Source organism: Capnocytophaga sp. oral taxon 326 str. F0382 (assembly GCF_000318295.1).
Lineage (GTDB): Bacteria > Bacteroidota > Bacteroidia > Flavobacteriales > Flavobacteriaceae > Capnocytophaga > Capnocytophaga periodontitidis.
Genome location: NZ_KB291397.1, coordinates 46321 through 67808, shown reverse-complemented (window position 1 = coordinate 67808; position 21488 = coordinate 46321). Strand labels below are relative to the sequence as shown.

The following is a 21488-nucleotide window of genomic DNA, read 5'->3' as shown; positions in this document are numbered from 1 at the left end:
TAATTTTATGTATTCAAAAGTATTTTTAACAGCGTGCTCATTAGCATTGCTATTGGTCTCTTGCAAAAAAGACGACAACAACAATTCAGAATCGGCTATCATTTCTAAAAGTTCAGGAAAATACCTTTTAGAAACTTCAGTGAAGAACCCCGATGGTATGAGCGGTAGTTCGTATATACAGCTCTTTAATACCCTCTCAGGAAGTCTCAACAATAGCCAAGCTGAGCAAGTAGATTTTGGCTCTTCAGTACAAGTAGAAGGCAATGATGTATACCTCTTCGATACTATGAAAGGGGTAGGTGGTATAGTTCGCTGGACGTACGACCCTACTACCCAAAAACTTACCAAAGGAGCTACCCTTCCAGGAATTTCTAACTCAATGGTAGGTCACCTTGAGAAAGTAAGCGCTACCAAAGCCTACGTGCCTATGTATACCCAAGGTGTAGTGTGGATTATCAACCCACAAACAATGCAAAAAACAGGAGAAATCAATCTCGCCCAATACGCTCACGGCGACAGCAGTCCTGAGCCTGCTATGGGTATCCTCCGCGATGGCAAATACTATCTATGCCTCAACCAAATCGACCCTGGAGCAGGTTGGCAGCCTTATGCCAATTATCAGCAGTGTGACGTAGCGATCATCAACCCTCAAACTGATGTAGTAGAAAAAGTAGTCTCCGAAACCACTACCAAACTCACCTTCCCTACCCGCCCAATGGCGCAATGCAAAGGAATGCTCTTTACCAATGAAGCAGGTGATATTTATATCGCTACTGCAGGCTATTTTGGGTATTCTAAGGACAATACCAAATGCGGTTTTCTCTGCATTCCCAAAGGCAGTACTGAGTTTGATAGCAGCAAATCGTGGGACATCTCCACTACCACCATCGCAGGCACTACCTACAAGCCTGCCAGCGTGTATAACTGTCAGTATATAGGCAATGGTAAAGCAGTAGCTTATGTGGGTATAGTAGAACTCGGTGGGTCAAACCCCTACACCGCTAAAAATGCAATGGCTGTACTCATCGACCTCAGTGCTAAAACCATCAGTCAGATAAATGGTATACCTCTAACCGATGGGCATAGTATTTTCATCACCAAACACAATGGCAATATACTTTTCGGGGCTTTCGGCACTGATAAGATAGGACTTTTTGCCTATAACCCTACCACTGGAGCGGTAGAACAAGTACTCACCACCACTGGCAACCCTGCCTTTTTTCACGCATTTTAAATGAAAGAAGAGCCCGTTAGTGAAGTTACTAACGGGCTCTTCTTTTATAAACAAGCATTTTTATGCCTCCTCTTTCAAGGATTGCCAGCTTTGCTTTATTATTTAATATTCGCTTGAAAAGCTGCTTCTGTAATTCTCTTATAAACTTCTACAGTTTTTCTATTCTGCCAATTCTCCAAAGTATTAGTAGTAATAGTAAGTTGGTCGTTAGTTATTTCAAAAGTAGGCAGAGCTCTCTCTTTTCCGTCGTTTATCATAAAACTATTATTCCCTAATAAGGTATATGCCTTAGCTTCTACATTTCCATAACTACATTGCTGATTGTTATAAGTAAAGTTATACTCACGAAGCTTGTCGCGACCAAAAACCAACATCGAACGTTGTGTACATTCGTCTAAGGTAGTCGCTACTCCATTCACTGTTTTAGATACTATTTGCCAATACCCTACCAAAGGATTGTTTTGAGAAGGTTTATATTCCATTTTATTAATTTCCTCCAATTCACTTTGAGTAAGTTTTCTAAATACAGCTACCCCTTCATTATTGTTTTTATCTCTATATTTTAAGGTAAGTTTATTCCCGCTAATAGAAAAAGTATAGATATCTTCTCCTTTTTTTAGTGTGTTACCCGATACAGTATAGTTAGTAGGAGTGTTTTTTTCAAATGTACAGTTACCAGTATTATCGGTATCAAAATCATACGTTTGTTGCTGGGTGCCGTTGTATATTCGCACCTCTTTGCGATCACAAGCAGGTAATGGTATTTCTTTCCCATTAACAGATATAGATTCTAATTGCCACGCTCCAATAAGTGCTTGGGGGTCATTAGTGCTATCATCGTCCTTGCTATTGCAAGACGAAACCATTGTTGCAAGTGCTATAAAAGCACCTAATAAAATTTTTCTCATTGTATTTATGTTTTTAGTTTAAAACACAAAGATAGTAAAAAAAACAACAATACCAATCAAGAGTGAAAAAATAATTTATAACTTACAAATGAACAAATCATCCATTTGCTTAATTGACAAATTATTCTTACTTTTGTGCCCTAACTTAATTATCACTTAATAATGAAGAAATTTTTTATAAGTCTAATAGCAGGTATTGCTTTGGTAAGTTGTAACAAAAACGACGACAATAAAAAAGAAAATCCCCAAGAAAGTAATATCCTCCGTAAAATGACCACAAGAGATGCTGAGGGAAACAGCTCAGTAGCTTTATATACAGTAGAAAATGGAAGACTCACTACCATAACCCATCAAAAATATAGCAAAAACGACACCCCAAATGGTACTCCCGAGGTAAGTACTTTCTACTATGATAGCCATAATCGTATCATCAAAGCTGTAACTACAGGCTCTGAGGGGGGAGCTGACGATAAAACCGATAAATACAGCTATGACGATCAGGGAAACCTCGTTACATACGAAAAAATATTTACTGATAGTCACAGGTCTAAAGAGTTTTACGAATACAGCTATACAGGCAAACAGCTCACGAAAATATTTCAAAAAACCTACATAAAAGGAAGTATAAATGGGGTACCCCACACCAGAATAGATTGTTATGAAGAGACTTTCACTTATAGTAATGGAGGTAATACCATAGTACAACACAATAAAGGTTTTGAAATAGATGCTCAAGGGGCTGTGATAAGTAGAACTATCTACGAAGCTAACACTATTACCTATACACTTTCCAACGGCAATGTTGTAAAAACAGATAATAAAGATTCCGATGGTCGTTTGCATTACGTAGTAGAAAGCACTTACGACACTAAAAACAATCCTTTACAACATTTTGTTAGTATGTTAGCCCTATATCCCGAAGTTTTTAGTGAAAAAGCAAAGAATAATATCACTAAAATGACCACTACCATAAATGATAATGGTAAGACTCAAGTAACTACTGTTCGCTCTGAGTACAACTACAATACATCGGGCTATCCTATCAGTGCCAAAGTGTACACTAAAAATGATAATGAGACAGAAAAAGAATCAACAATAGTATATGAATACTAAGTGCATCAGTTACAAATAAAACAAAAAAGACTGCTAAAAAGCAGTCTTTTTTTATTTTTTACTATTTTGTTTGCCTAAATAATGGTCGAGGGCAACGGTCATCGAGGGGCTTTCGGGTGAAGGCGCTTTGATATCGATGATAAGGCCTGCTTCTTCAGCAGCTTTAAGGGTTGCATCGCCATAAACGGCTATTTTAGTTTTCTTTTGTGAGAAATCGGGGAAACTCTTAAAAAGGGCTTCTATACCTGCAGGTGAAAAGAAAGTGAGTATATCGTACTTATTTTCTTTCAGTGCCGAAATATCACAGTATACTGTGCGGTAAAACACCACACGTTCCCATTTGATTTTGATTTCGTCTAAGGCTGCAAAAGCCTCTGGTTTGGGCACATCCGAGCCTGGGAAGAGAAATTTCTCATCTTTGTATTTTTTGAGGATAGGCAAAAGATCGGCGAACTCTTTTTTACCTACATATATTTTGCGCTTGCGATAGGTGATGTACTTTTGCAGGTAGTAAGCGATGGCTTCCGATTGGCAAAAGTACTTCATTGTAATAGGCACTTTAAAGCGCATTTCTTCAGCTATGCGAAAATAATGGTCTACTGATTTCCGGCTGGTGAGAATAACGGCTGTAAAATTAGTAAGGTCAATCTTCTGCATTCTAATGTCCTTAGCGGTCATCCCTTCTACTTTGATAAAAGGCACAAAATCTACTTTCACATTGTGGTTTTGTATGATTTGTGCATACGGAGAGTTCTCAGCCTTTGGTTCTGGTTGCGAAACTAATATCGATTTTACCTTCATAAATGTTATTTCTTCACACTTCCTAAAAATACCTTGTTCCGTAAACGAGAAAGATATAGGGTGCTATTTCAAGGGTGCAAAGATACAAAATAAAATAGAATAAGTACGGTTTTATTTCTTTTTGATTGGATTTTATGATTTTAAGCCAACTTAATATATTGATAATCAGTAGTATCATCAACAATACTAAAAGAAGCAAAAACAAGTGTTTTTCGCTTGTAAAAGGTAGATAAACACCAAAAAAAAGGACGATTACCATCACAATTGCAGCGTACGACGAGTAGGCTACCCTGCTAAAAATGTAGTCTCTACTAAAATCGGAAAGATTGAAAAGACTGCTTATCCACCGCTGAAGGAGAAGTTTTACAATAAGGAATACAAATATGAAAAGCACTATTTCTAAGAACATAAACTTCTCGGCATAAAGTGTTGTTATTCCATAGTGTTTCAGGCATACGTATACAAAAAGCGCTAAACACAAACATTGTGTGAGGTAGAGTACTACTGTAAAGAGGTGAAGTTTGCGTTCCTTTTTGCCATAGATAATAATGTACTTATTGTTGAACAACAGTCGTTGATAGTCGGTAAAATGTTTAGGATAGAACACGCGCAGGAAGGCTACCAACCCAAAAATGAGCAGGAAGGCAGGGAATATCCAAGTGAGATAGGTGCGATGTATGAGCAGTGCGTCCAAAATTACTAAATGGGTTATTTAATGAGTTCTTCTTTGAGTTCTTCTTTAGGTTGTGTTTCTGTTTTGAGCTCGTTGTTAGAGGGGTTCATCGCTTTGATGAGGCTGTCGCGTTGCAACTGGATTCTCTTTTCTACTTTCTTTACAATGGTATCGTATTCTTTAGGAAAAGAAGCGTAGTACACCATATTTTGTGCCAGCGAAAGACTGTCGATTGCGTATTTTTTGTAGATGAACTGTTGTGGGTTGAACTGCAACGAGTCTAATTTTTGGGCTTGTGAAACTTTCATCGATTCTAATACTGCCAAATCGTAAAGCAAGTTTTCCATTTGTTTTTCGTCTAAAAACTTATCGGGTTTTGGCACGATGTTCTTTTTGCAGGCTGTTACCGTGAGCAGTAAAGCGAATATATAAATAATTTTCTTCATAGTTTGTTTTATTATCTGTTGAAAGTGATGCGTTGCCCCTGAGGGGTAGCTATTACCTTACCATTGTGATACACCTGTTTGCCGTTTACGAAGGTGCTCACTACAGCCGAGTGAAATTGTTGTCCTTCCAGCGGACTCCAGCCACATTTATACAGCAGGTTGTTTTTCTGTACTGTCCATTGGGTATCCATATCCACTAACACAAGGTCGGCGAAATAACCTTCACGCAAGAACCCGCGGTCTTTTACCTGAAAAAGAATAGCGGGATTATGACACATTTTTTCTACTATTTTTTTGATAGAAATGCTACCTTTATGAGCTTTCTCGAGCATTGCCACGAGCGAGTGCTGTACCAAAGGTGCCCCTGAGGGGATATTAGTATAGCCTTTGCGTTGTTTTTCTTCCAACGTGTGCGGTGCGTGATCAGTAGCAATCACATCCAGACGGTCGTCCAAGAGGGCTTGCCACAGCGCAGTGCGGTCATCAGCCGTTTTTACCGCCGGATTCCATTTGATGAAAGCCCCGCGAGTAGTATAATCATCTTCCGAAAACCACAAATGATGCACGCATACCTCAGCGGTGATTTTCTTATCTTTTAGCGGAATATCATTGCGGAAGAGGTCGGTTTCGGCAGCCGTAGAGAGGTGGAACACGTGCAGGCGTGCGGCGGTTTTTTCAGCCAAATCAATGGCGCGTGAAGAGGATAGATAGCAGGCTTCAGCACTTCGGATATGAGGGTGCAGGTCTATAGGGATATCCTCGCCATACAAGGCTTGATAGTGGGCTAAATTCTTGCGAATAGTCGCTTCATCTTCACAATGAGCGGCAATTACTAAATCTACATTATTAAAAATAGCTTCTATGGTTTTCTCGTTGTCTACGAGCATATTCCCCGTAGATGAGCCTAAGAAGAGCTTCACCCCTGCACAAGCGTTTTTATCTAAGCGTTTCAGTTCTTCGAGGTTGTCGTTTGTACCCCCCAAGAAAAAAGAATAGTTAGCATAAGAGGATTGTTTGGCAATCGCAAATTTCTCTTCCAAAAGCGGAATCGTTACGGTTTGAGGTACGGTGTTAGGTTGCTCAAAAAAGGTAGTTACACCGCCGGCTACCGCAGCTCGACTTTCGGTAGCGATAGTAGCTTTATGAGTAAGCCCAGGTTCGCGGAAGTGCACTTGGTCGTCAATCACCCCAGGGAGGAGGTATTTACCTTCGGCTTCTATCACCTCATAATTCCCTTTAGGAGTAATGTGGGTACCTATTTGGGCAATGCGCTCTCCCTCAATCAAGAGGTCGCCTTGAAAGAGGGTGTTTTCGTTTACAATAATGGCATTTTTGATTAATGTCTTCATCTCATTAATAATTTATTTGATACCTATCCCCTATTTCCTATCTTCTATCCCCTGAACACAAGGTGTTTATATACTCCACCTGCGAGTTCTTGATGATTTACATATTCAAACCCTAAACGGGAGTAAAGGCGTTCGGCTTGTGGATTTTGCACATCCACGAGTAAGCCTATGGGCTGAGTAGCCACCTTTTTGAGGTGCGTGATAAGTTTGGAGCCTATACCTTTGCCTTGAGCTGTGGGCAATACGCTGAGGGTATCTATATAAAGTTCACCTTCATTGGTCTCATCTTCGAGCACAATATCTATACCATAGCTACTGCGAATGAGTGCCAACACAGGAGCGCGCAAGCGGTGCAAATGCGCTCCATCATAAGCAATCACCGACCCTATTACTGCGCCCTCTTCTTCATATACCCAAGCATTTTTATAGGAATATTGATTATCTTCTTGTTCAAAGAGCTTTTGTAGTAGGGCAATAGCCTCTTCTTTATGGTCTTTGCCTATCATTTTATACACGATTTCCTCCATTGCTTGAAACATTAAGGGGGCGACAGCAGAGGCATCGGTGGGGGTTGCGGGTCGTATCATCCGTTTAGAAATATAAGTTTTTGAATTAAGTTTTCTCCCAAGCGCTCGTTGAGGTTCTCAATAATTTTGGTTTTGCCATAACTCAATTCGTTGCTAAGTGCAGGGGAGCTCAAGTGCACATATAGGGTGTTGCCTTTGAGCTCTACCGAGGTAGTATAGCGCGCTATTGCAGAGCCCATCAGTTCATTCCAAAGGGTTGGCAACGAGGCTTTTTGCAAACCGTAATTGAGGTGGTTTTGCTTTACAATAAGCTTGATAACCTCCGAGAGGGTGTGAGTATTTCCGTCCATAATTTTAATTCTTTAATTACTTATTTTGGTTGTTTTTCTTCCATTAGTCAAACATCAATTTTTTCATTTCTTCCCTATTCATTTGTATTTTTTCACCAGCTCTTGCACGATCTATTTTAGCAAAAAAAGCCTCCTTAGTCATCAAAGTTTCGTCCTTTTCTTCTTTAATAACCTTGGTTGTAGCTTTCAAACTGTTTAAAATTCTTTCGATAAATGGAAAGTCTACAGCTTGTATTTCTGATTGGAATGTAATTGTGGTTGCTCCCATAGTTTCAATATTTTTTGCAAATGTACAAATTAATTATCAATTATCAATTATTTACCTGACCTATTACTTGTTAGCTATCACTAAAGAAAGAGGTTGCCTAAAGTTTAGACAACCTCTTTACAATTATAAAGCCAGCAGTACTCAAAGCTGGATTTTGTTAGTTACATTCTGTTTTAAACTCTGCTCTGGTTCCTTGTTTTCTCCATCCTGCAGGAATATTAGCTAATTGTTCAGCGCTTACTTTTATACATTGTAAGGAATTAGCTCCGTTCAATTGCATATACGTAAGTTTTGTGTTTTTTGAAAGGTCTAAACTCGTTAGAGAATTGTTCTCATTTAGGTATAAACCTTTGAGTTCGGTAAGTTTAGAAATATCTAAAGAAGTGAGTTTGGAATTATTGCAATACATATTAGTAAGACTTGTATTAAGAGTAACACCTTTAAAATCAGAACCTCCACAAGCAAAGGTTTTGATATGCTCATTTTGAGAAATATCAATACTAATAATACCTTTTTCTCCAGAAAATTCCATTTTTGTAAATTTTCCATAAATAGAAACTGTATTAGAGCTACCTATTCCTACAAAAAGGTTTCCTGCTTTTACACTGGGATATAGAACTTCTAACAAAGCCTCACCTTCATCTTTTACACCATTGTTATTCCGGTCAAACCACACCTCAGGAATATCATTCTCTGCAATTGCAACGCTTAACATAAAGGAATCACCTTCAGCCTTGTTAGTAACAAAAGTTACTTTAGGTGTTATGGTAGCAGTTCCTTTTAGCGGAATGGTAACAGTTCCTGCATTGCTTTTAATCACTAAGTTAGCTGTTTTATTTCCATTAGTTTTAGGAGAAAGGGTAACGGTAAATTCGTATTTTTTACCTACTCCTATAGTAATGGGCGAAGCGGAGGTTGTAAACTCATCGGCATTAGCACCTGTGAATTCCACTGATGTAATAGTAACATCGGTTGTACCTGTGTTAGTGATAGTGAAGGTTTTAGAAGTAGTACCATTCACAAAATCGCCTTTAGGGGCAGTTACTTCCACCTTAGGGGTTGGTGGTTGTTGCGGATTGTCGTCATTCTTTTTACAAGAAACGAAAGTAGCGAATGCTAATGAAAATAGCATTACTGAAAAACTGAATCTTTTTTTCATAAAACTGAATTTTAAATTTTATTGGCAAATATACAAAATAATTGCCAATTGACAATGAACAACTTGTTTTTGTTAGTTACAATCTATTTATTTGTCACTTTAGTTATATTTGTAACAACCTATCCTCTTTTTGCGCTTTTTGGCATACTTTTAGTACGTTAGCCCGCATAAGCATTGGTACATTAGAAAATCTTTTGTACTTTTGCGCCCTTATAAAATATAAATTAATAGCACATTATTATGAAAAAAATTGTAGCAATAGCGGCTTTATTAGCCACTACCATCGCCTTTGGTCAGGCTCAGAAAAAGAATGGTTGGGAGCGTGCCAAACTCAATGGAAAAGTAAAAACATATACCCAAACAGGTATCCAAGTTACTGAAGAAGGACAAGAAATTCCTATGAATTCTGAACTTTTTACTCAGTTTGACAAAAAAGGAACTCCCGTGAAAATGTACTCTAAACAAAATGGTATGACCATCAATTTTGTGGATGTGTACGACAAAGAAGGACTTTTGTTAGAATCGGCTTCTCACGATGATTCTAATACTCTCCTTTCTAAAAACGTATATGAATACGACGAGCACGGTAACCTTACCAAACACGATGTTGAAACTCCTGATGGTAATATCTTTATGAGTCGTATCAATGCTTATAACGGTCAAGACCAGTTGATAGAACGCACCGAATGTATGGCTGGATTGTGCGATGAGAAAATCACCTATACCTACCTTCCTAACGGAAAAGTAGCTGAAGAATCTAAATACAGCAAAAAAGAATTATCAAGTAAAACTGTATATACTTACGATGCTAAAGGTAATACCATTGAAAAACAAGTATTTGACAAAGATAATAACCTAAAACAGCGCATTACTTCAGTTTTTGACGACAACAACAACGAAACAGAAGTAAAATACTTTGATAAAGATGGTAATGTTACCAAAACAGAATCGTACACACTTGTGTATGACAAGAAGAAAAACTGGATAAAGAAAACAATGTCGGTTGATGGTAAACCTACGATGATTTTACTTCAGAAGCTAAAATATTATTAATAGATAGCAAAAAAAGCTGCTCTAAAACGGAGCAGCTTTTTTTGTAAATTTCATTTACTTATTTAAGAATGTATTTAAATGATTTTAAGCGAGAATATACTATAAATTCTTTAGAAGAATTGAATGAACTTCTTCTGAAAAGATACACTCATAATGCTAACTACTTCATTTTAACTTTTCAAGATGAAGGGTTTCCACAACTTACAGCTTTTGTAAAAGCAAATGAGGCTGTACTCTATTATTTAGATACTACTGAAAGTTTCATTTCAGAAAGTACTACCAAGACTGATACAACTGCAATATTCTATGAAAATGAATACTCTCAAATTTTCCTACCGAAAGCAAATATACTTCCTATAACTGATTTTTACAAAGCTGCTGAATTATTTTTTATTACCAAAAGTAAACCTATAAATATAACTTGGACAGCATTGTAGGATAATAATTCTAAAAAAATGGCGTATAATCAAAAATAATTGATTATTTTTGCAATCAAAATAGTATCAATATGGAAACAACTACATTAAAAAAAACAATTTCATTAAGAGTAACACCTGTGCTATATGAGCATATAAAACAGATGTCTATGAAAGAGAATAGAAGTATTAACAACTACATAGAAACTGCTCTTTTAAGCTTCTCTAACTTCGATGAACATATACAAACATATTCAGATGAAACAGGAAATAAAATTATTAAAGCCCTTGAAGAACACAAAGCTGGTGAAACAATAAAAATAACTCCTGAAACATTATGGACGATATAGAAAAAGACTATGAAATTGAAATTTCGAAAGAGGCAAAAAAAGAACTTGAACTTATAAAAAAATCAGCAACTTCTACTGTGAAAAGTAAGTTACAACGTATTCTTGAAGAGCTTCAGAAACACCCTACAGAAGGAATAGGAGTAGAGTGGCTAAAAGGGAAAGGAGGTATGGGATATAGTCGAGAACTTAGTAAGAAAGATAGAGTTGTATACATAGTTTTAGAGGAGGAAAAAACTGTAGTTATATCGCAATTTCTCAACCACTATAAAGATAAATAGATTCTTAAAATATGGAAGTTGTATTAAAACAAGAAAAACAAACTGTACAACAACAGTTGTGGGATATTATAGTAGAAGTATCGTGGGGAGAAATATCTGAACAATACTTCAAAAAAAGTAGGTCTTGGTTATCTAAAAAGATGAATGGCAAAGGTTTTAATGGTGGAGAAGGTGGTTTTTCTTCTGATGAAATTGAAACTTTGCGAGGTGCTTTAGTAGATCTATCCGACCGTATTAAACGTGCTGCTTATAACTTACAGTAAATGTATAACATAATTATTTATCTTATAAAAGCAATCCTCCCGCTGATTGCCCTCTTCAATAAAAAAATACGTCTCTTTGTAAGCGGACGTAAAATTGTATGGACAACTCTTAATGAAAAATTAGATAAAAATGCGCGTTATGTGTGGTTACACGCGGCTTCCTTAGGTGAGTTTGAACAAGGATTGCCCGTAGCCAAAGCCCTTAGAGCACAAGGTTACAAAATACTCATTACTTTTTTCTCGCCCTCAGGTTATGAGGTGCGCAAAAACACCCCCGATGCCGATATAGTGGTCTATCTTCCTCTCGATACGCGCGCAAATGCTCGTAAGTTTGTACAACTCGTAAATCCTGTAATGGCTATCTTTGTGAAATACGAGTTTTGGGTGAACTACCTCAATGAACTTAAAAAAGCGCAAGTGCCTACTTATTTGCTCTCCGGTATTTTTAGAAAAAACCAAATTTTCTTTAAGCCTTACGGCAGAATGATGCGAAAAGCGCTGCACTGTTTTACGCATTTCTTTGTACAGAACGACCTTTCTAAAACCCTGCTCAACAGTTTAGGTTTTACCAATGTAACGGTGAGTGGTGACACTCGTTTTGACCGTGTAGCCGAAATAGCCGAGAGAGACAACCATCTCGATTTTATAGAACAATTCAACGGGGATGCTTTGTGCGTGGTATTTGGTAGCTCTTGGCCTGCCGATGAAGAGGTTTATTTGCAGTATCTCAACACTTGCAAAGCTAACGTGAAATTCATTATTGCCCCTCACAATATCCACCCCACTGAGATAGCTGTACTGAGAGATAACAAGCAGAAATTAGACCGCAAAGTTGCCCTTTTCAGTGAGAAAGATACTCTTAATCTCTCTGATTATGAGGTACTCATTCTCGATACTATCGGTATGCTTACCAAGGTATACAGTTATGCCGATATAGCTTATGTAGGTGGAGGTATGGGAACTTCGGGATTACACAATGTGTTAGAACCAGCCGTTTTTGGTATTCCAGTGATTATTGGTAAGAACTATGAAAAATTCAATGAAGCGAAAGAATTAGTCGCTTTAGGAGGGGTATTATCTGTTGATAGTAGAGAAGCATTTGCTGAGGTGATGAATAGCCTTGTAAATTCGGATGAAAGACGACAGATAGTAGGAAATATCAATCGTGATTATATAGCAACAAAAAAAGGCGCTACAAGCACCTTTTTAAAGGGAATATAAAATAATTAAATTCTATTATCATCTATAAATGTTGCTAAATCAAGGAACATTAAACGCGTTGCTTCACCTTCATCTAAGTTTGAAAGAAATTCAAATCCTATTTTTTGATAAAAAGATACTGCTTGTGCATAGGCATCGACTGTAACAAGACGACAAGCTTGGTCTTCATTTAATTCTATGCAATAATTTATGATAGTATCAATTATAATTCTACCTAATCCTTTCCCTTTAAAACTTTTATCAATAGCTAAACGTCCTATTTTTACAGAAGGAATACTTTTTAAATATCGCTTTGGATGAGGTAATATTTTTTTGAATTTATTATATTGGTTTTTAGAAGTAAAAAGTGTTTCCTCTACTCGAAAACTATCACTTAAAAGGCTATAATACCCTAAAGTACGTTCTTTATTTTCTATAAGGAATTGCCTTTTCAAACAAAAATTCATTTAAATCATTGTCCTCACAATCAAAAGGTTTTATATGATAACCTTTTTTAAGTCGAAGAAAATTTAATCCTTGTAAAATATTACTATCTAATTCCATTCTCTACATCATCTTTAAATATTGATTTTAAAAGCATTGCATTTTTTCGAACACTCTCTCTAGTAATACCTTTTTCAGCTAAACTCTGTTTAAAATTAGCCATTTTTTTCCAGAATTCTACAGCTTCTTCACCTCTTAATGTAGGAGTTGGTTTTATTTCTCTTGCCATAATCTTTTCTGTTCATTGTTAATTTGTTGCAAAATTATAAATTATCTTTTGATTAGCAATCTTTCTAAATAAAAACTTTGCCAAAGTGCTATAACATAAAAGCTATAAATACTTTGGCAAAGTATAATTTATAATCTTATTGCTTGTGAGGCTCGTACTACTCAGATTGTGCTTGAATTACAGCAAGCGTAGCCAAATTCACCATTTCATCAACAGTAGAACCGAGTGTAGTAACGTGAATAGGTTTGGTAAGACCTAATATTACGGGGCCTATGGTATCTAAGTGTTGGGTTTCTTTGAGGAGTTTATAACTGATGTTTGCTGCCTCAAGGTTAGGGAAGATGAGCACATTAGCCCCTTTGCCGTTGTTGAGTTTTGAGAACGGATAGTTCTTAGCTATCTTATCGGGATTGAGGGCAAAATCGGCTTGGATTTCTCCATCTACTACTAAATCAGGGTGATGTTTGTGCAAATAAGCTACCGCCTCACGTACTTTGAGACTGCTTTCGGATACTGCCGATCCAAAGTTAGAATACGACAACATCGCTACTGAAGGTTCTAAACCAAACGATTTTACTGCTTTTGCCGTTAGTAAAGCGATGTTAGCTAACTCTTCGGCAGTAGGGTTGATATTGATAGTCGCATCGGATAGGAAAATAGGTCCTTGCTTGCTGAACATAATGCTGGCAGCAGCGATGCGGCGCACTCCTTCTTCTTTTTTAATAATCTCTAAAACAGGGCGAATAGCTTTTGGATAAGCGTGTGAATAACCTGTAATCATCGCATCGGCTTGACCAGTTTCTACGAGCATCGTACCAAAATAGTTGCGTTCACGCATTAGTCGTTCAGCTACTTCATAAGTGATACCACGGCGTTCACGCAATTTCCAATAGTGTTGTACAAACTTCTCACGGCGTGCGCGCTCGGCATCGCTCTTAGGGTCGATTACATCTACACGACCGTTAAATCCTATTTCGTATTTAAGGGCTTTGATGAGTTCTTTATTGCCTAAAAGCACTGGAATACCAATGCCGTCCTCATAGATGCGTTGTGCTGCTTTGAGCACTTCTAATTGGTCGGCTTCAGCGAATACGATGCGTTTAGGAGCGCGTTTGGCACGGTCTTGCAAGAGACGTATTTCTTTGCTTCCTACGCCTATTCTATCCATTAATTCACCTTTGTAGGCTTCCCAATCGGTGATAGGTTTCTGTGCCACTCCCGATGCTATAGCTGCTTTGGCGATAGCAGGGGGTACTTCGTAAATCAAGCGAGGGTCAAACGGTTTAGGAATGATATAGTTGCGACCGAAAGTAAGGTTCTCGCCGCCATATACAAGACTCACTTTTTGAGGTACAGGTTTTTTAGCCAATTCGGCAATGGCGCGTACCGCAGCGAGTTTCATTTCTTCATTGATTTTGGTAGCTCGAACATCTAACGCTCCGCGGAAGATATAAGGGAAACCGAGTACGTTGTTCACTTGGTTAGGGAAGTCGGAACGACCCGTTGCCATAATGATATCTTTACGTGTTTTGATAGCCAAATCATAATCGATTTCAGGGGTAGGGTTTGCCATTGCAAATACAATTGCATCCTTGTTCATAGAGAGCAACATCTCTGGGGTGAGCACATCGCCTTTAGAAAGACCGATGAACACATCAGAGCCTTTTACGGCTTCTTCGAGGGTGTGGAGATTGCGGTCGGTAGCGAACTCAGCTTTTTGTTCGGTGAGATTAGGGGAATCTTTGCGAATTACTCCTTTGCTATCGCACATTACGATATTTTTAGGGTCGGCACCTAAAGCTACATAGAGGCGTGTACAAGAGATAGCAGCAGCACCTGCACCATTTACTACTATTTGTGCTTTGGCGATGTCCTTACCTACGATTTCCAAGGCATTGATGAGGGCAGCAGCCGAAATGATAGCTGTACCGTGCTGGTCGTCGTGCATTACAGGGATATCCAATTCTTCTTTTAGGCGTCGTTCAATTTCAAAAGCTTCAGGAGCTTTGATATCCTCGAGGTTAATACCCCCAAAAGTAGGTGCAATTGCTTTTACGGTTTCTATGAATTTATCTACATCGGTGGCATCTATTTCGATGTCGAACACATCGATACCCGCAAAGATTTTGAAGAGCAAACCTTTACCTTCCATTACAGGTTTAGAGGCATCGGCGCCTATATCGCCTAAGCCAAGAACCGCAGTTCCATTAGAAATTACGGCTACCAGATTGCTTTTGGCTGTATATTTATAGGCGTTACTTTTATCGTCGGCGATAGCCAAGCAAGGTTCGGCTACCCCAGGTGAATAAGCCAACGCGAGATCGTGTTGTGTAGCGTGTTTTTTAGTAGGTACGATAGCGATTTTCCCAGGTTGAGGGAACTCGTGATAGTGTAATGCTTCTTCTTTTTTTCTTTGATCCATTTGTTTTAGGTAAGAGGTAAGAAGTAAGAGGTATTACCTAATTACTTGTTACCTATTATTGTTTATAAGTGCAAAATTATAAAATAATTACGAATTATGAAGTACGAATGACGAAAAATTAGGAATTACCTCATCGGCGGCGCAAAGTACTTGCTCCTCTCCTACCCCTATGACTCTCATTCCAGCGGCTTTAGCAGCTTGTACGCCTGCAGGGGCATCTTCAAACACACAACACTGAGCAGGAGGCAGTTGCAAAAGTTCAGCAGCTTTGAGAAAGACTTCGGGGTTGGGTTTGGCTTGAGTTACCATAGTGCCATCAACAATAGCATCGAACAGCGGCAAAATGCCTGTGCGCTCTAATACTAAACGCGCGTTCTTACTGGCAGAGCCCAAAGCGATTTTCTTTCCTTTGTTTTTCAGCGAATGCAGAAAATCGGCTACACCTACGAGCAGTTCACTGCTATCGATATGGGCGATATACTGCAAATAGAGTTCGTTTTTGCGGAGAGCTAAGGCTTGGAACTCATTTTCAGGCAGTGTTTTACCTGCCCACTGAAGTATTTTGTGCAGAGAGACTTCCCTACCTATGCCTTTGAGTTGCTCGTTATGTGTGGGAGTGAGCTCAAAGCCAAATTCTTGAGCGATAGTTTTCCACGCGAGGTAATGGTACTTGGCGGTATCTACGAGCACGCCATCTAAATCAAAAATATATCCTTCCATTGAAAAGTGAATAGTACAAAGAAAAACCGCTATAAGGGGGACTTATAACGGTTTTCCGAAGTATGTTAGTTTTAAATTTTATTGAATAGGGTAAGGTTTGTAACCATTACTTATTAAACCTCTGAAATAAGATGCTATTTCTGTACCCCAACTACTTGCATAGGTATCAATACTACCTGCAGGAACGTAAAGCACACGTCGACTGCTATTAGTTGCACGGAAAGAAGTACCTACTGCAGGAGGAGTAGTGGCTCTACAAGTTACTTTTACTAAATTTGTTATATCAAAAGCACCTTTTTCTATTTTTTCTACAGAAGCAGGTAAATCGATTTCTGTTAATTTAGTATTTCTAAAAGCACTTTTACCTATTACTTTTACTCTTGTCATTGTAACAGTAGTTAAGTTAACACAACCATGAAAAGCATCTTCATCTATTTCTTCTACATTTTTCAAATCAACGCTTGTAATATCTTTATCTTTAAAAGCTTCTCTTCCTATTTTTTTAGCATCAGCAGGTATATCAACGTGAGGAGGTAATACAGCTCCTGGTTTTACAGTAAGGACACCATCGGCATCTACAATGAAATAGCTAGTAGGTACTGAAGCTTTTACAGTAAAGTTAAGTTTCAATATTTGTCCGTCGCCGTTGATAAGATTCACACTGCCTGTACCTACGCTTTTAGCGGTTACTTTGATACCAGACACTGCTTTACCAATAGGTCGATTTACTCGATCATAAACAGTTTCAAGTGAAAATACAGCTGTTACACTGCCATTAGTAGTCATTTGTACTCTATCAAAACGGCCATTAGTAGTACCATCATCAGTAGTAGTAGTGGTATAAACTCCTTGTAAGTTGATATTGTAAGTACTATTTAAGCTCAACTCGGTAGGGGCGCTTATTGCTTTGAAAGGTATAATTACATAAGCAGGTACTTTAACCTCTTGATTTTTATCTACATCTTTAAAAGTAATTTCGTGGTGCAAACCTTCACCTTTTCCTCTTACTTGGAAGTTGCCTAACTCATCGGCGAAAGCTGTATTTCCTACTGACATAGTATAGTTGCCAGATCCTTCTTTGATACGACTTCTAAGATTGGTTACTTCATTCTTTTTGAGGAAGATAGTACTTGCATCTACTTTAAAGCCATTTTTATTTTCTACGTTTTCTTTAAACACGTGTACATTGAGTACAGCTTTTTGCGAGCGATTACCATTTTTAACTTCTACTGTAGTATCTCCTTCTTTTACTCCTTTTACACTTATGAAGAGGTAGTTACCTGTTCTTCCTGCGATAGCTACTTGAGTATTATTAGATTTAATATCGGTCACTCCAGAACCAGAAGGAACAAAGAGTTTTACTTGAGCTGTTTTATCTACAGCTACTGTTAGATTTGAGTCTGTAAATCTTATGACATTGTCGTCGTCACCTCCACTGTCTTTTTTACAACCAGTGAGTGCAGTTGCAGCTAACGTTGCTGCCATTAATGTTAAAAATGTAGTTTTCATTGCTAAATTTTTTGTATTATTATACTTTCATTTCAATTTCGGGACAAAGGTAGTACTTTTTATAGAAAAATGCAAATCATTGAGAGATAAAGAAGTAAGTTTTTTTGTGATGAATGTAACAAATTATTTTAAATTATTGATAATCAATATTTAATGTATAAAATAAACAAGAGGTAATAGATAAGAGCTGTGATAACTCTATCTATTACCTCATTATTTTGTTATTTAACAAAAGCTATACTTCTTCTTGGTCTTTCAAGTGTTGAATGTATTGAGCTTTTTGGATTTCGGTTCTTCTGCGTACAGATGGTTTGGTGAAATGTTGTCTTTCACGTAGTTCACGTACTACACCAGTGCGGTCGAATTTGCGTTTGTAACGTTTTAAAGCTTTATCGATGCTTTCTCCGTCTTTTAAAGGGATTATTAACATAGTGATTACACCTCCTTTCAATTTTCAGGGCGCAAAAGTACAAAGTAATTTTCTAATTTGCAAATTTGTCAATTAGAAAATTAGTAAATTTTGAAATAGACATCTCTTCATCATCAGATTCAAAAAAGCGATATTCGGGTGAAATACTTTTATAAACTTCCTGTAGCTGAGGTGAATAGGTGAGGGCTTTTCCAAAAGAAAGGGCAATGTTATGAGCGATGCATTCTTCGGCGACTTTTAGATTTTTGCGAAAACCGTGGAGTATCCAGAGCTGTTTGGTTTTAGTGATTTTTCGCAAGTGAAGGACTTCGGAATAGGCTTTTACACAATGGATGATGAGCGGAAGCTCTAAGGTTTCGGCTAAGTAAATGTGTTTTAAAAAGATTTCTTGCTGCAGGGGTAGGGGAGTGGTGATGTTTTTGTCGAGCCCACATTCGCCAATAGCCCAGCAGTTGGGATGTTTTGCCAAAGGTACCAAGGCTTCCCATTGCAGTTTCCAATTCTCTACATACCAAGGATGTATGCCTACCGAGAAGGGTTCGGTAGTATTGGCTGTAAGAGGGTATTGGTTACGAATCACTAAAGTATCAGCTGTGGAATGCTGAGTATGAGAGTGAATGTCTAAGTACATTTTCAGGTGTCAGGGTTTAGAGGGGGCGGCGAAAAGTTGTGTCCAATAGTCGCCACTATGAGCTGCACCTACTTCGGTTACATTGGGGTTCATTATATTAGCGCAATGTCCTGGGCTGCTGAGCCAACTTTTCATCACTTCTTCTTCATTTTGTTGCCCCATAGCTACATTCTCAGCCCAAGTAGTCCACTTGTAGCCTGCTTTACTGAGGCGATTACCAGGGGTTTCACCGTTTTTGCCATAGTGAGTCATTGTATTACGGCGACGCATATCGTCGCTATGGGCTTTAGCTACTTTTTCGAGGGTAGTGTTCCACTTGAGGGGTGGTACTGCCTTGTAGTAGGTATTGCCACAGTTACAACCTTTTTGGCGCTGCTGGTTGATGAGGGCGAGCATCTCGTTAGTGCTCAAGCCCGTGTTGTTATCACTATCCTGTGATTTACTACATTGTAGCGATAGGATTGCTAAGAGTAAAAGGAGTTTTTTCATAAATATAAGTAATAAGTGTTCTGACAGTTTTAATCATTAATAGCTAACTTTTTTATTTTTCTCTGGTAGGTTTGTAGGTAATTGCGTTGGAGTTTCTCAGGGAGGAAAGAACGCTGGATTAGGACTATAACCTTGTCGATTTGAGAGGTGAGTAGGGTTAGGGTTTTGGTGATGAGTTTTTCGGGGAGCCCCACTTCTTTACCCAAGAGCAAAAACTGTTCCCTTATTTTTTGTTGGTTGAAAGGGGAGGGGAGTAGTCCGCTTTTTAGGGCAAAAGGGTGATCGTCTATATGGATGGCTGTATTGAGCAAATCATAAGCGGGAGACAATCTAAAATCGCCTTGTGGAGACTGTATCAGCGAGAAGTTCTTCAGGTGAGCATCGCCATTAGAAAACAAATAGTTAAAAACAATGAGAGTAAACAGTTTAAGACTTTCTACTTGCCACGCAGCTACATTTTTTTTCAATATATTGAACAAATCGAGGTAAGTACCCGTATATTTATAGTCGGTACCGTGGGTTTGAACAGTTTTTCCTAATAGAGAAGCAAAGTCTTCTACTGCATATTTTTCGCCATTAGGGGCAATATCAAAACGTTTGGTGATGTATGCGGGTGTGCCATCGGCAAAGAAGATAAGGGCATTTTCAGCGGTTTCTATACCGAATACCTGTTGAGCGATTTGCATAGTGAGGTGTTCATTGGCAGGAGCAAAGGCTTCATTTTTAGGCATCTCACTGATAGGCTTTAAAATATAAGTACTTTGTTCACCTTTTTGGTTTATTCTAAGAGTAGTATTCTCCAGAGTCATTAAAAACTTTCTTTGATAACCTGAAATTGAAAGAGAGTACAGAGGTTTATAACTGTTTTTTTCTTCTGTTTTTAGTGAAAAAGACAATAGATGAGATACTTGCTTCCCGTTGAACAAACGGCGCAAAGCTAAAGGTGAATATGTGTGATAACCTTCAGAAAGTAATGAAGGACATACATTTAATGTTTTCATTGTTAAATTGGTTTTACAGTAATTGCTCCGATGCTATCGTACTGAGCAGCTACCATTAATAATCCAAAGTCATCATCGCTATCAATTTTTGAATCTATACAAATGCGTTCTCTATTTTTTCCTTCAGGGAGCATATTAAAGAAAAAAGCAAAAAGATAGGGAGAATGATATTCTTGTTGTGTTTTTAAAAAACTAAAACTGATAGGAGGTTTTTGACTATCAGCAAACCAATGGTCGTGATATCTAAAAGTAAAACAGCCATCGTTGTGCTGAGTGAGAATACCAGCTGGTTCTCTTTTATAAAAAATTTCTGCTTGTCTCATTGAGTCATATCTTTAATGGTTAGATTCAATTCTAAACCGAGTACCTCTAGTATTTTTTGTAAGTTTTTTAGGGTAATATTTCCTTTACCACTCTCAAAATGTTTCAGAGTACGCAAACCTATCCCCGAGAGTAAAGCAACCTCTTCTTGATTGACATTCAGTACTTTTCGTCGTTTTTTAACAGTTTGTATTAATTCTTGAAAGTTCATTATATGGCACTTTTTATGCAAAAGTAGTAAAAATAATAGTAATATACAATCAAAAGTGCTATTTATGGTACTTTTAATTAGATTTTTTCTTCTATGTGCTCTCTTATCTTGTTCAGTGAATGGGAGATTTTCAGGAATATTACTTACTGAAAGTTAGTAATATTTGTAAAGATATGTTGTAACTCAGGATTGAAGATATTATTGGGCAAGGTAAGATATTGCCATTAGTTGAGGTGAACACTTTCAAGTGCTCGTTTGTAAGCGTAGGTTGAAAGCTAACTATAGGTTACAAACGAGCACAACAAGAAAAAGAGAGTTACTAATTTTTTCATTAGAAAATTTCTCTTTCTGAGAAATGGAAATGGCTTTCGATAGCGGCGTTTTCATCACTATCCGAGCCGTGAACAGCGTTTTCGGTTAGTGAAGTTGCGTATTTCTTTCGCAAAGTACCCTCGGCAGCGTTTTCGGGGTTGGTACTCCCTAAGAGTTCACGGAAATTAGCTACAGCATTATCTTTCTCAAGGATAGCTGCTACTATAGGTCCACGGGTCATAAAGTTGAGCAGACTCTCAAAAAAAGGTTTGCCTTTGTGTACGGCATAGAATTGTTCGGCATCACGGCGGGTGAGCTGGG

Annotated in this window: 28 protein-coding genes and 1 pseudogene; 8 read left to right on the top strand and 21 right to left on the bottom strand. The window is 38.0% G+C overall.

Annotated features, from left to right (window positions below; all coding sequences use genetic code 11):
* Positions 1-7 precede the first annotated feature (7 nt).
* Complete coding sequence (locus tag HMPREF9073_RS05955; protein WP_009750718.1) at positions 8-1234, top strand: hypothetical protein; 1227 nt, start codon at positions 8-10, stop codon at positions 1232-1234.
* A 98-nt stretch (positions 1235-1332) separates the two neighbouring features.
* On the opposite strand, the gene HMPREF9073_RS05950 is transcribed toward HMPREF9073_RS05955, so the two are convergent.
* Positions 1333-2142: a lipocalin family protein gene (locus HMPREF9073_RS05950; RefSeq protein ID WP_009750717.1), complete on the bottom strand. Its 810-nt coding sequence runs from the start codon at positions 2140-2142 to the stop codon at positions 1333-1335.
* Between the two features lie 162 nt (positions 2143-2304).
* On the opposite strand from HMPREF9073_RS05950, the gene HMPREF9073_RS05945 reads away from it, so the two are divergent.
* Positions 2305-3255 (top strand): hypothetical protein, encoded by a 951-nt coding sequence (locus tag HMPREF9073_RS05945; RefSeq protein ID WP_009750716.1) that lies wholly within the window; start codon positions 2305-2307, stop codon positions 3253-3255.
* 51 nt (positions 3256-3306) lie between these two features.
* Here the strand turns inward: HMPREF9073_RS05945 and HMPREF9073_RS05940 are convergent, their stop codons facing one another.
* The 8 genes from HMPREF9073_RS05940 to HMPREF9073_RS05905 form a co-directional block, all read right to left on the bottom strand.
* Positions 3307-4056, bottom strand: a complete 750-nt coding sequence (locus HMPREF9073_RS05940) for a uroporphyrinogen-III synthase (protein ID WP_009750715.1) — start codon at positions 4054-4056, stop codon at positions 3307-3309.
* Between the two features lie 22 nt (positions 4057-4078).
* Positions 4079-4750 carry a DUF4271 domain-containing protein gene (locus HMPREF9073_RS05935; protein ID WP_034555505.1) on the bottom strand — a complete coding sequence of 224 codons (672 nt, stop codon included), beginning with the start codon at positions 4748-4750 and terminating at the stop codon, positions 4079-4081.
* A gap of 14 nt (positions 4751-4764) precedes the next feature.
* Positions 4765-5175 (bottom strand): DUF4296 domain-containing protein, encoded by a 411-nt coding sequence (locus HMPREF9073_RS05930; RefSeq protein ID WP_009750712.1) that lies wholly within the window; start codon positions 5173-5175, stop codon positions 4765-4767.
* Positions 5176-5186: 11 nt separating this feature from the next.
* Positions 5187-6524 carry a dihydroorotase gene (locus tag HMPREF9073_RS05925; RefSeq protein WP_009750711.1) on the bottom strand — a complete coding sequence of 446 codons (1338 nt, stop codon included), beginning with the start codon at positions 6522-6524 and terminating at the stop codon, positions 5187-5189.
* A 44-nt stretch (positions 6525-6568) separates the two neighbouring features.
* Positions 6569-7111, bottom strand: coding sequence for a GNAT family N-acetyltransferase (locus HMPREF9073_RS05920; RefSeq protein ID WP_009413102.1), 543 nt, complete (start codon positions 7109-7111; stop codon positions 6569-6571).
* Positions 7108-7401, bottom strand: a complete 294-nt coding sequence (locus tag HMPREF9073_RS05915) for a DUF721 domain-containing protein (RefSeq protein ID WP_009413101.1) — start codon at positions 7399-7401, stop codon at positions 7108-7110. The genes HMPREF9073_RS05920 and HMPREF9073_RS05915 overlap by 4 nt, the downstream gene beginning before the upstream one ends.
* A gap of 43 nt (positions 7402-7444) precedes the next feature.
* Positions 7445-7669, bottom strand: a complete 225-nt coding sequence (locus tag HMPREF9073_RS05910; RefSeq protein ID WP_009413100.1) for a hypothetical protein — start codon at positions 7667-7669, stop codon at positions 7445-7447.
* Positions 7670-7826: 157 nt separating this feature from the next.
* Positions 7827-8828: a choice-of-anchor D domain-containing protein gene (locus tag HMPREF9073_RS05905; RefSeq protein ID WP_009413099.1), complete on the bottom strand. Its 1002-nt coding sequence runs from the start codon at positions 8826-8828 to the stop codon at positions 7827-7829.
* A gap of 240 nt (positions 8829-9068) precedes the next feature.
* Here HMPREF9073_RS05905 and HMPREF9073_RS05900 point away from each other — a divergent pair, with 240 nt between their 5' ends.
* The 6 genes from HMPREF9073_RS05900 to HMPREF9073_RS05875 all read left to right on the top strand — a co-directional run bounded on the left by HMPREF9073_RS05900 (position 9069) and on the right by HMPREF9073_RS05875 (position 12409).
* Positions 9069-9881 carry a hypothetical protein gene (locus HMPREF9073_RS05900; RefSeq protein ID WP_009413098.1) on the top strand — a complete coding sequence of 271 codons (813 nt, stop codon included), beginning with the start codon at positions 9069-9071 and terminating at the stop codon, positions 9879-9881.
* A 68-nt stretch (positions 9882-9949) separates the two neighbouring features.
* Positions 9950-10318: a hypothetical protein gene (locus HMPREF9073_RS05895; protein ID WP_009413097.1), complete on the top strand. Its 369-nt coding sequence runs from the start codon at positions 9950-9952 to the stop codon at positions 10316-10318.
* Between the two features lie 71 nt (positions 10319-10389).
* Positions 10390-10647, top strand: a complete 258-nt coding sequence (locus tag HMPREF9073_RS05890) for a hypothetical protein (RefSeq protein WP_009413096.1) — start codon at positions 10390-10392, stop codon at positions 10645-10647.
* Positions 10635-10925, top strand: coding sequence for a type II toxin-antitoxin system YoeB family toxin (locus HMPREF9073_RS05885; protein ID WP_009413095.1), 291 nt, complete (start codon positions 10635-10637; stop codon positions 10923-10925). The genes HMPREF9073_RS05890 and HMPREF9073_RS05885 overlap by 13 nt, the downstream gene beginning before the upstream one ends.
* An 11-nt stretch (positions 10926-10936) precedes the next feature.
* On the top strand, positions 10937-11188 hold the full coding sequence (locus HMPREF9073_RS15895; protein WP_009413094.1) for a DUF5053 domain-containing protein: 252 nt from the start codon (positions 10937-10939) through the stop codon (positions 11186-11188).
* Positions 11189-12409 carry a 3-deoxy-D-manno-octulosonic acid transferase gene (locus HMPREF9073_RS05875; protein ID WP_009413093.1) on the top strand — a complete coding sequence of 407 codons (1221 nt, stop codon included), beginning with the start codon at positions 11189-11191 and terminating at the stop codon, positions 12407-12409.
* Positions 12410-12414: 5 nt separating this feature from the next.
* Here HMPREF9073_RS05875 and HMPREF9073_RS05870 read toward each other — a convergent pair.
* The 12 genes and pseudogenes from HMPREF9073_RS05870 to HMPREF9073_RS05815 form a co-directional block, all read right to left on the bottom strand.
* Positions 12415-12952 (bottom strand): annotated as a pseudogene (locus HMPREF9073_RS05870) (GNAT family N-acetyltransferase).
* Positions 12939-13121: a hypothetical protein gene (locus HMPREF9073_RS05865; RefSeq protein ID WP_009413090.1), complete on the bottom strand. Its 183-nt coding sequence runs from the start codon at positions 13119-13121 to the stop codon at positions 12939-12941. Before HMPREF9073_RS05865 ends, HMPREF9073_RS05870 begins: the two are co-directional and overlap by 14 nt.
* A gap of 157 nt (positions 13122-13278) precedes the next feature.
* Positions 13279-15543 carry an NADP-dependent malic enzyme gene (locus HMPREF9073_RS05860; RefSeq protein WP_009413089.1) on the bottom strand — a complete coding sequence of 755 codons (2265 nt, stop codon included), beginning with the start codon at positions 15541-15543 and terminating at the stop codon, positions 13279-13281.
* 87 nt (positions 15544-15630) lie between these two features.
* Positions 15631-16263 carry a beta-phosphoglucomutase gene (gene pgmB, locus HMPREF9073_RS05855; protein ID WP_009413088.1) on the bottom strand — a complete coding sequence of 211 codons (633 nt, stop codon included), beginning with the start codon at positions 16261-16263 and terminating at the stop codon, positions 15631-15633.
* 78 nt (positions 16264-16341) lie between these two features.
* Positions 16342-17748, bottom strand: coding sequence for a leucine-rich repeat domain-containing protein (locus tag HMPREF9073_RS05850; RefSeq protein ID WP_009413087.1), 1407 nt, complete (start codon positions 17746-17748; stop codon positions 16342-16344).
* 259 nt (positions 17749-18007) lie between these two features.
* Positions 18008-18202: a 30S ribosomal protein S21 gene (gene rpsU, locus HMPREF9073_RS05845; protein ID WP_009413086.1), complete on the bottom strand. Its 195-nt coding sequence runs from the start codon at positions 18200-18202 to the stop codon at positions 18008-18010.
* Positions 18203-18254: 52 nt separating this feature from the next.
* The gene (locus HMPREF9073_RS05840) at positions 18255-18833 is read right to left on the bottom strand and encodes a TatD family hydrolase (protein ID WP_009413085.1); all 579 of its coding nucleotides are present in this window, start codon (positions 18831-18833) and stop codon (positions 18255-18257) included.
* 9 nt (positions 18834-18842) lie between these two features.
* Positions 18843-19322, bottom strand: coding sequence for a CAP domain-containing protein (locus tag HMPREF9073_RS05835; RefSeq protein ID WP_009413084.1), 480 nt, complete (start codon positions 19320-19322; stop codon positions 18843-18845).
* A 29-nt stretch (positions 19323-19351) separates the two neighbouring features.
* The gene (locus HMPREF9073_RS05830) at positions 19352-20323 is read right to left on the bottom strand and encodes a type II toxin-antitoxin system HipA family toxin (protein WP_083866079.1); all 972 of its coding nucleotides are present in this window, start codon (positions 20321-20323) and stop codon (positions 19352-19354) included.
* Positions 20324-20325: 2 nt separating this feature from the next.
* The gene (locus HMPREF9073_RS05825) at positions 20326-20646 is read right to left on the bottom strand and encodes a HipA N-terminal domain-containing protein (RefSeq protein ID WP_009413082.1); all 321 of its coding nucleotides are present in this window, start codon (positions 20644-20646) and stop codon (positions 20326-20328) included.
* The gene (locus HMPREF9073_RS05820; RefSeq protein WP_009413081.1) at positions 20643-20855 is read right to left on the bottom strand and encodes a helix-turn-helix domain-containing protein; all 213 of its coding nucleotides are present in this window, start codon (positions 20853-20855) and stop codon (positions 20643-20645) included. The genes HMPREF9073_RS05825 and HMPREF9073_RS05820 overlap by 4 nt, the downstream gene beginning before the upstream one ends.
* Before the next feature lie 331 nt (positions 20856-21186).
* The coding region (locus HMPREF9073_RS05815) for a nucleoside-diphosphate kinase (protein ID WP_009413080.1) at positions 21187-21488 on the bottom strand (302 nt) is incomplete at its 5' end.

Coding starts and splice junctions, on each gene's coding strand:
- HMPREF9073_RS05955 (WP_009750718.1), top strand. CDS start 8: ATGTATTCAAAAGTATTTTTAACAGCGTGCTCATTAGCATTGCTATTG.
- HMPREF9073_RS05950 (WP_009750717.1), bottom strand. CDS start 2,142: ATGAGAAAAATTTTATTAGGTGCTTTTATAGCACTTGCAACAATGGTT.
- HMPREF9073_RS05945 (WP_009750716.1), top strand. CDS start 2,305: ATGAAGAAATTTTTTATAAGTCTAATAGCAGGTATTGCTTTGGTAAGT.
- HMPREF9073_RS05940 (WP_009750715.1), bottom strand. CDS start 4,056: ATGAAGGTAAAATCGATATTAGTTTCGCAACCAGAACCAAAGGCTGAG.
- HMPREF9073_RS05930 (WP_009750712.1), bottom strand. CDS start 5,175: ATGAAGAAAATTATTTATATATTCGCTTTACTGCTCACGGTAACAGCC.
- HMPREF9073_RS05925 (WP_009750711.1), bottom strand. CDS start 6,524: ATGAAGACATTAATCAAAAATGCCATTATTGTAAACGAAAACACCCTC.
- HMPREF9073_RS05920 (WP_009413102.1), bottom strand. CDS start 7,111: ATGATACGACCCGCAACCCCCACCGATGCCTCTGCTGTCGCCCCCTTA.
- HMPREF9073_RS05915 (WP_009413101.1), bottom strand. CDS start 7,401: ATGGACGGAAATACTCACACCCTCTCGGAGGTTATCAAGCTTATTGTA.
- HMPREF9073_RS05910 (WP_009413100.1), bottom strand. CDS start 7,669: ATGGGAGCAACCACAATTACATTCCAATCAGAAATACAAGCTGTAGAC.
- HMPREF9073_RS05905 (WP_009413099.1), bottom strand. CDS start 8,828: ATGAAAAAAAGATTCAGTTTTTCAGTAATGCTATTTTCATTAGCATTC.
- HMPREF9073_RS05900 (WP_009413098.1), top strand. CDS start 9,069: ATGAAAAAAATTGTAGCAATAGCGGCTTTATTAGCCACTACCATCGCC.
- HMPREF9073_RS05895 (WP_009413097.1), top strand. CDS start 9,950: ATGTATTTAAATGATTTTAAGCGAGAATATACTATAAATTCTTTAGAA.
- HMPREF9073_RS05890 (WP_009413096.1), top strand. CDS start 10,390: ATGGAAACAACTACATTAAAAAAAACAATTTCATTAAGAGTAACACCT.
- HMPREF9073_RS05885 (WP_009413095.1), top strand. CDS start 10,635: ATGGACGATATAGAAAAAGACTATGAAATTGAAATTTCGAAAGAGGCA.
- HMPREF9073_RS15895 (WP_009413094.1), top strand. CDS start 10,937: ATGGAAGTTGTATTAAAACAAGAAAAACAAACTGTACAACAACAGTTG.
- HMPREF9073_RS05875 (WP_009413093.1), top strand. CDS start 11,189: ATGTATAACATAATTATTTATCTTATAAAAGCAATCCTCCCGCTGATT.
- HMPREF9073_RS05865 (WP_009413090.1), bottom strand. CDS start 13,121: ATGGCAAGAGAAATAAAACCAACTCCTACATTAAGAGGTGAAGAAGCT.
- HMPREF9073_RS05860 (WP_009413089.1), bottom strand. CDS start 15,543: ATGGATCAAAGAAAAAAAGAAGAAGCATTACACTATCACGAGTTCCCT.
- pgmB (WP_009413088.1), bottom strand. CDS start 16,263: ATGGAAGGATATATTTTTGATTTAGATGGCGTGCTCGTAGATACCGCC.
- HMPREF9073_RS05850 (WP_009413087.1), bottom strand. CDS start 17,748: ATGGCAGCAACGTTAGCTGCAACTGCACTCACTGGTTGTAAAAAAGAC.
- rpsU (WP_009413086.1), bottom strand. CDS start 18,202: ATGTTAATAATCCCTTTAAAAGACGGAGAAAGCATCGATAAAGCTTTA.
- HMPREF9073_RS05840 (WP_009413085.1), bottom strand. CDS start 18,833: ATGTACTTAGACATTCACTCTCATACTCAGCATTCCACAGCTGATACT.
- HMPREF9073_RS05835 (WP_009413084.1), bottom strand. CDS start 19,322: ATGAAAAAACTCCTTTTACTCTTAGCAATCCTATCGCTACAATGTAGT.
- HMPREF9073_RS05830 (WP_083866079.1), bottom strand. CDS start 20,323: ATGAAAACATTAAATGTATGTCCTTCATTACTTTCTGAAGGTTATCAC.
- HMPREF9073_RS05825 (WP_009413082.1), bottom strand. CDS start 20,646: ATGAGACAAGCAGAAATTTTTTATAAAAGAGAACCAGCTGGTATTCTC.
- HMPREF9073_RS05820 (WP_009413081.1), bottom strand. CDS start 20,855: ATGAACTTTCAAGAATTAATACAAACTGTTAAAAAACGACGAAAAGTA.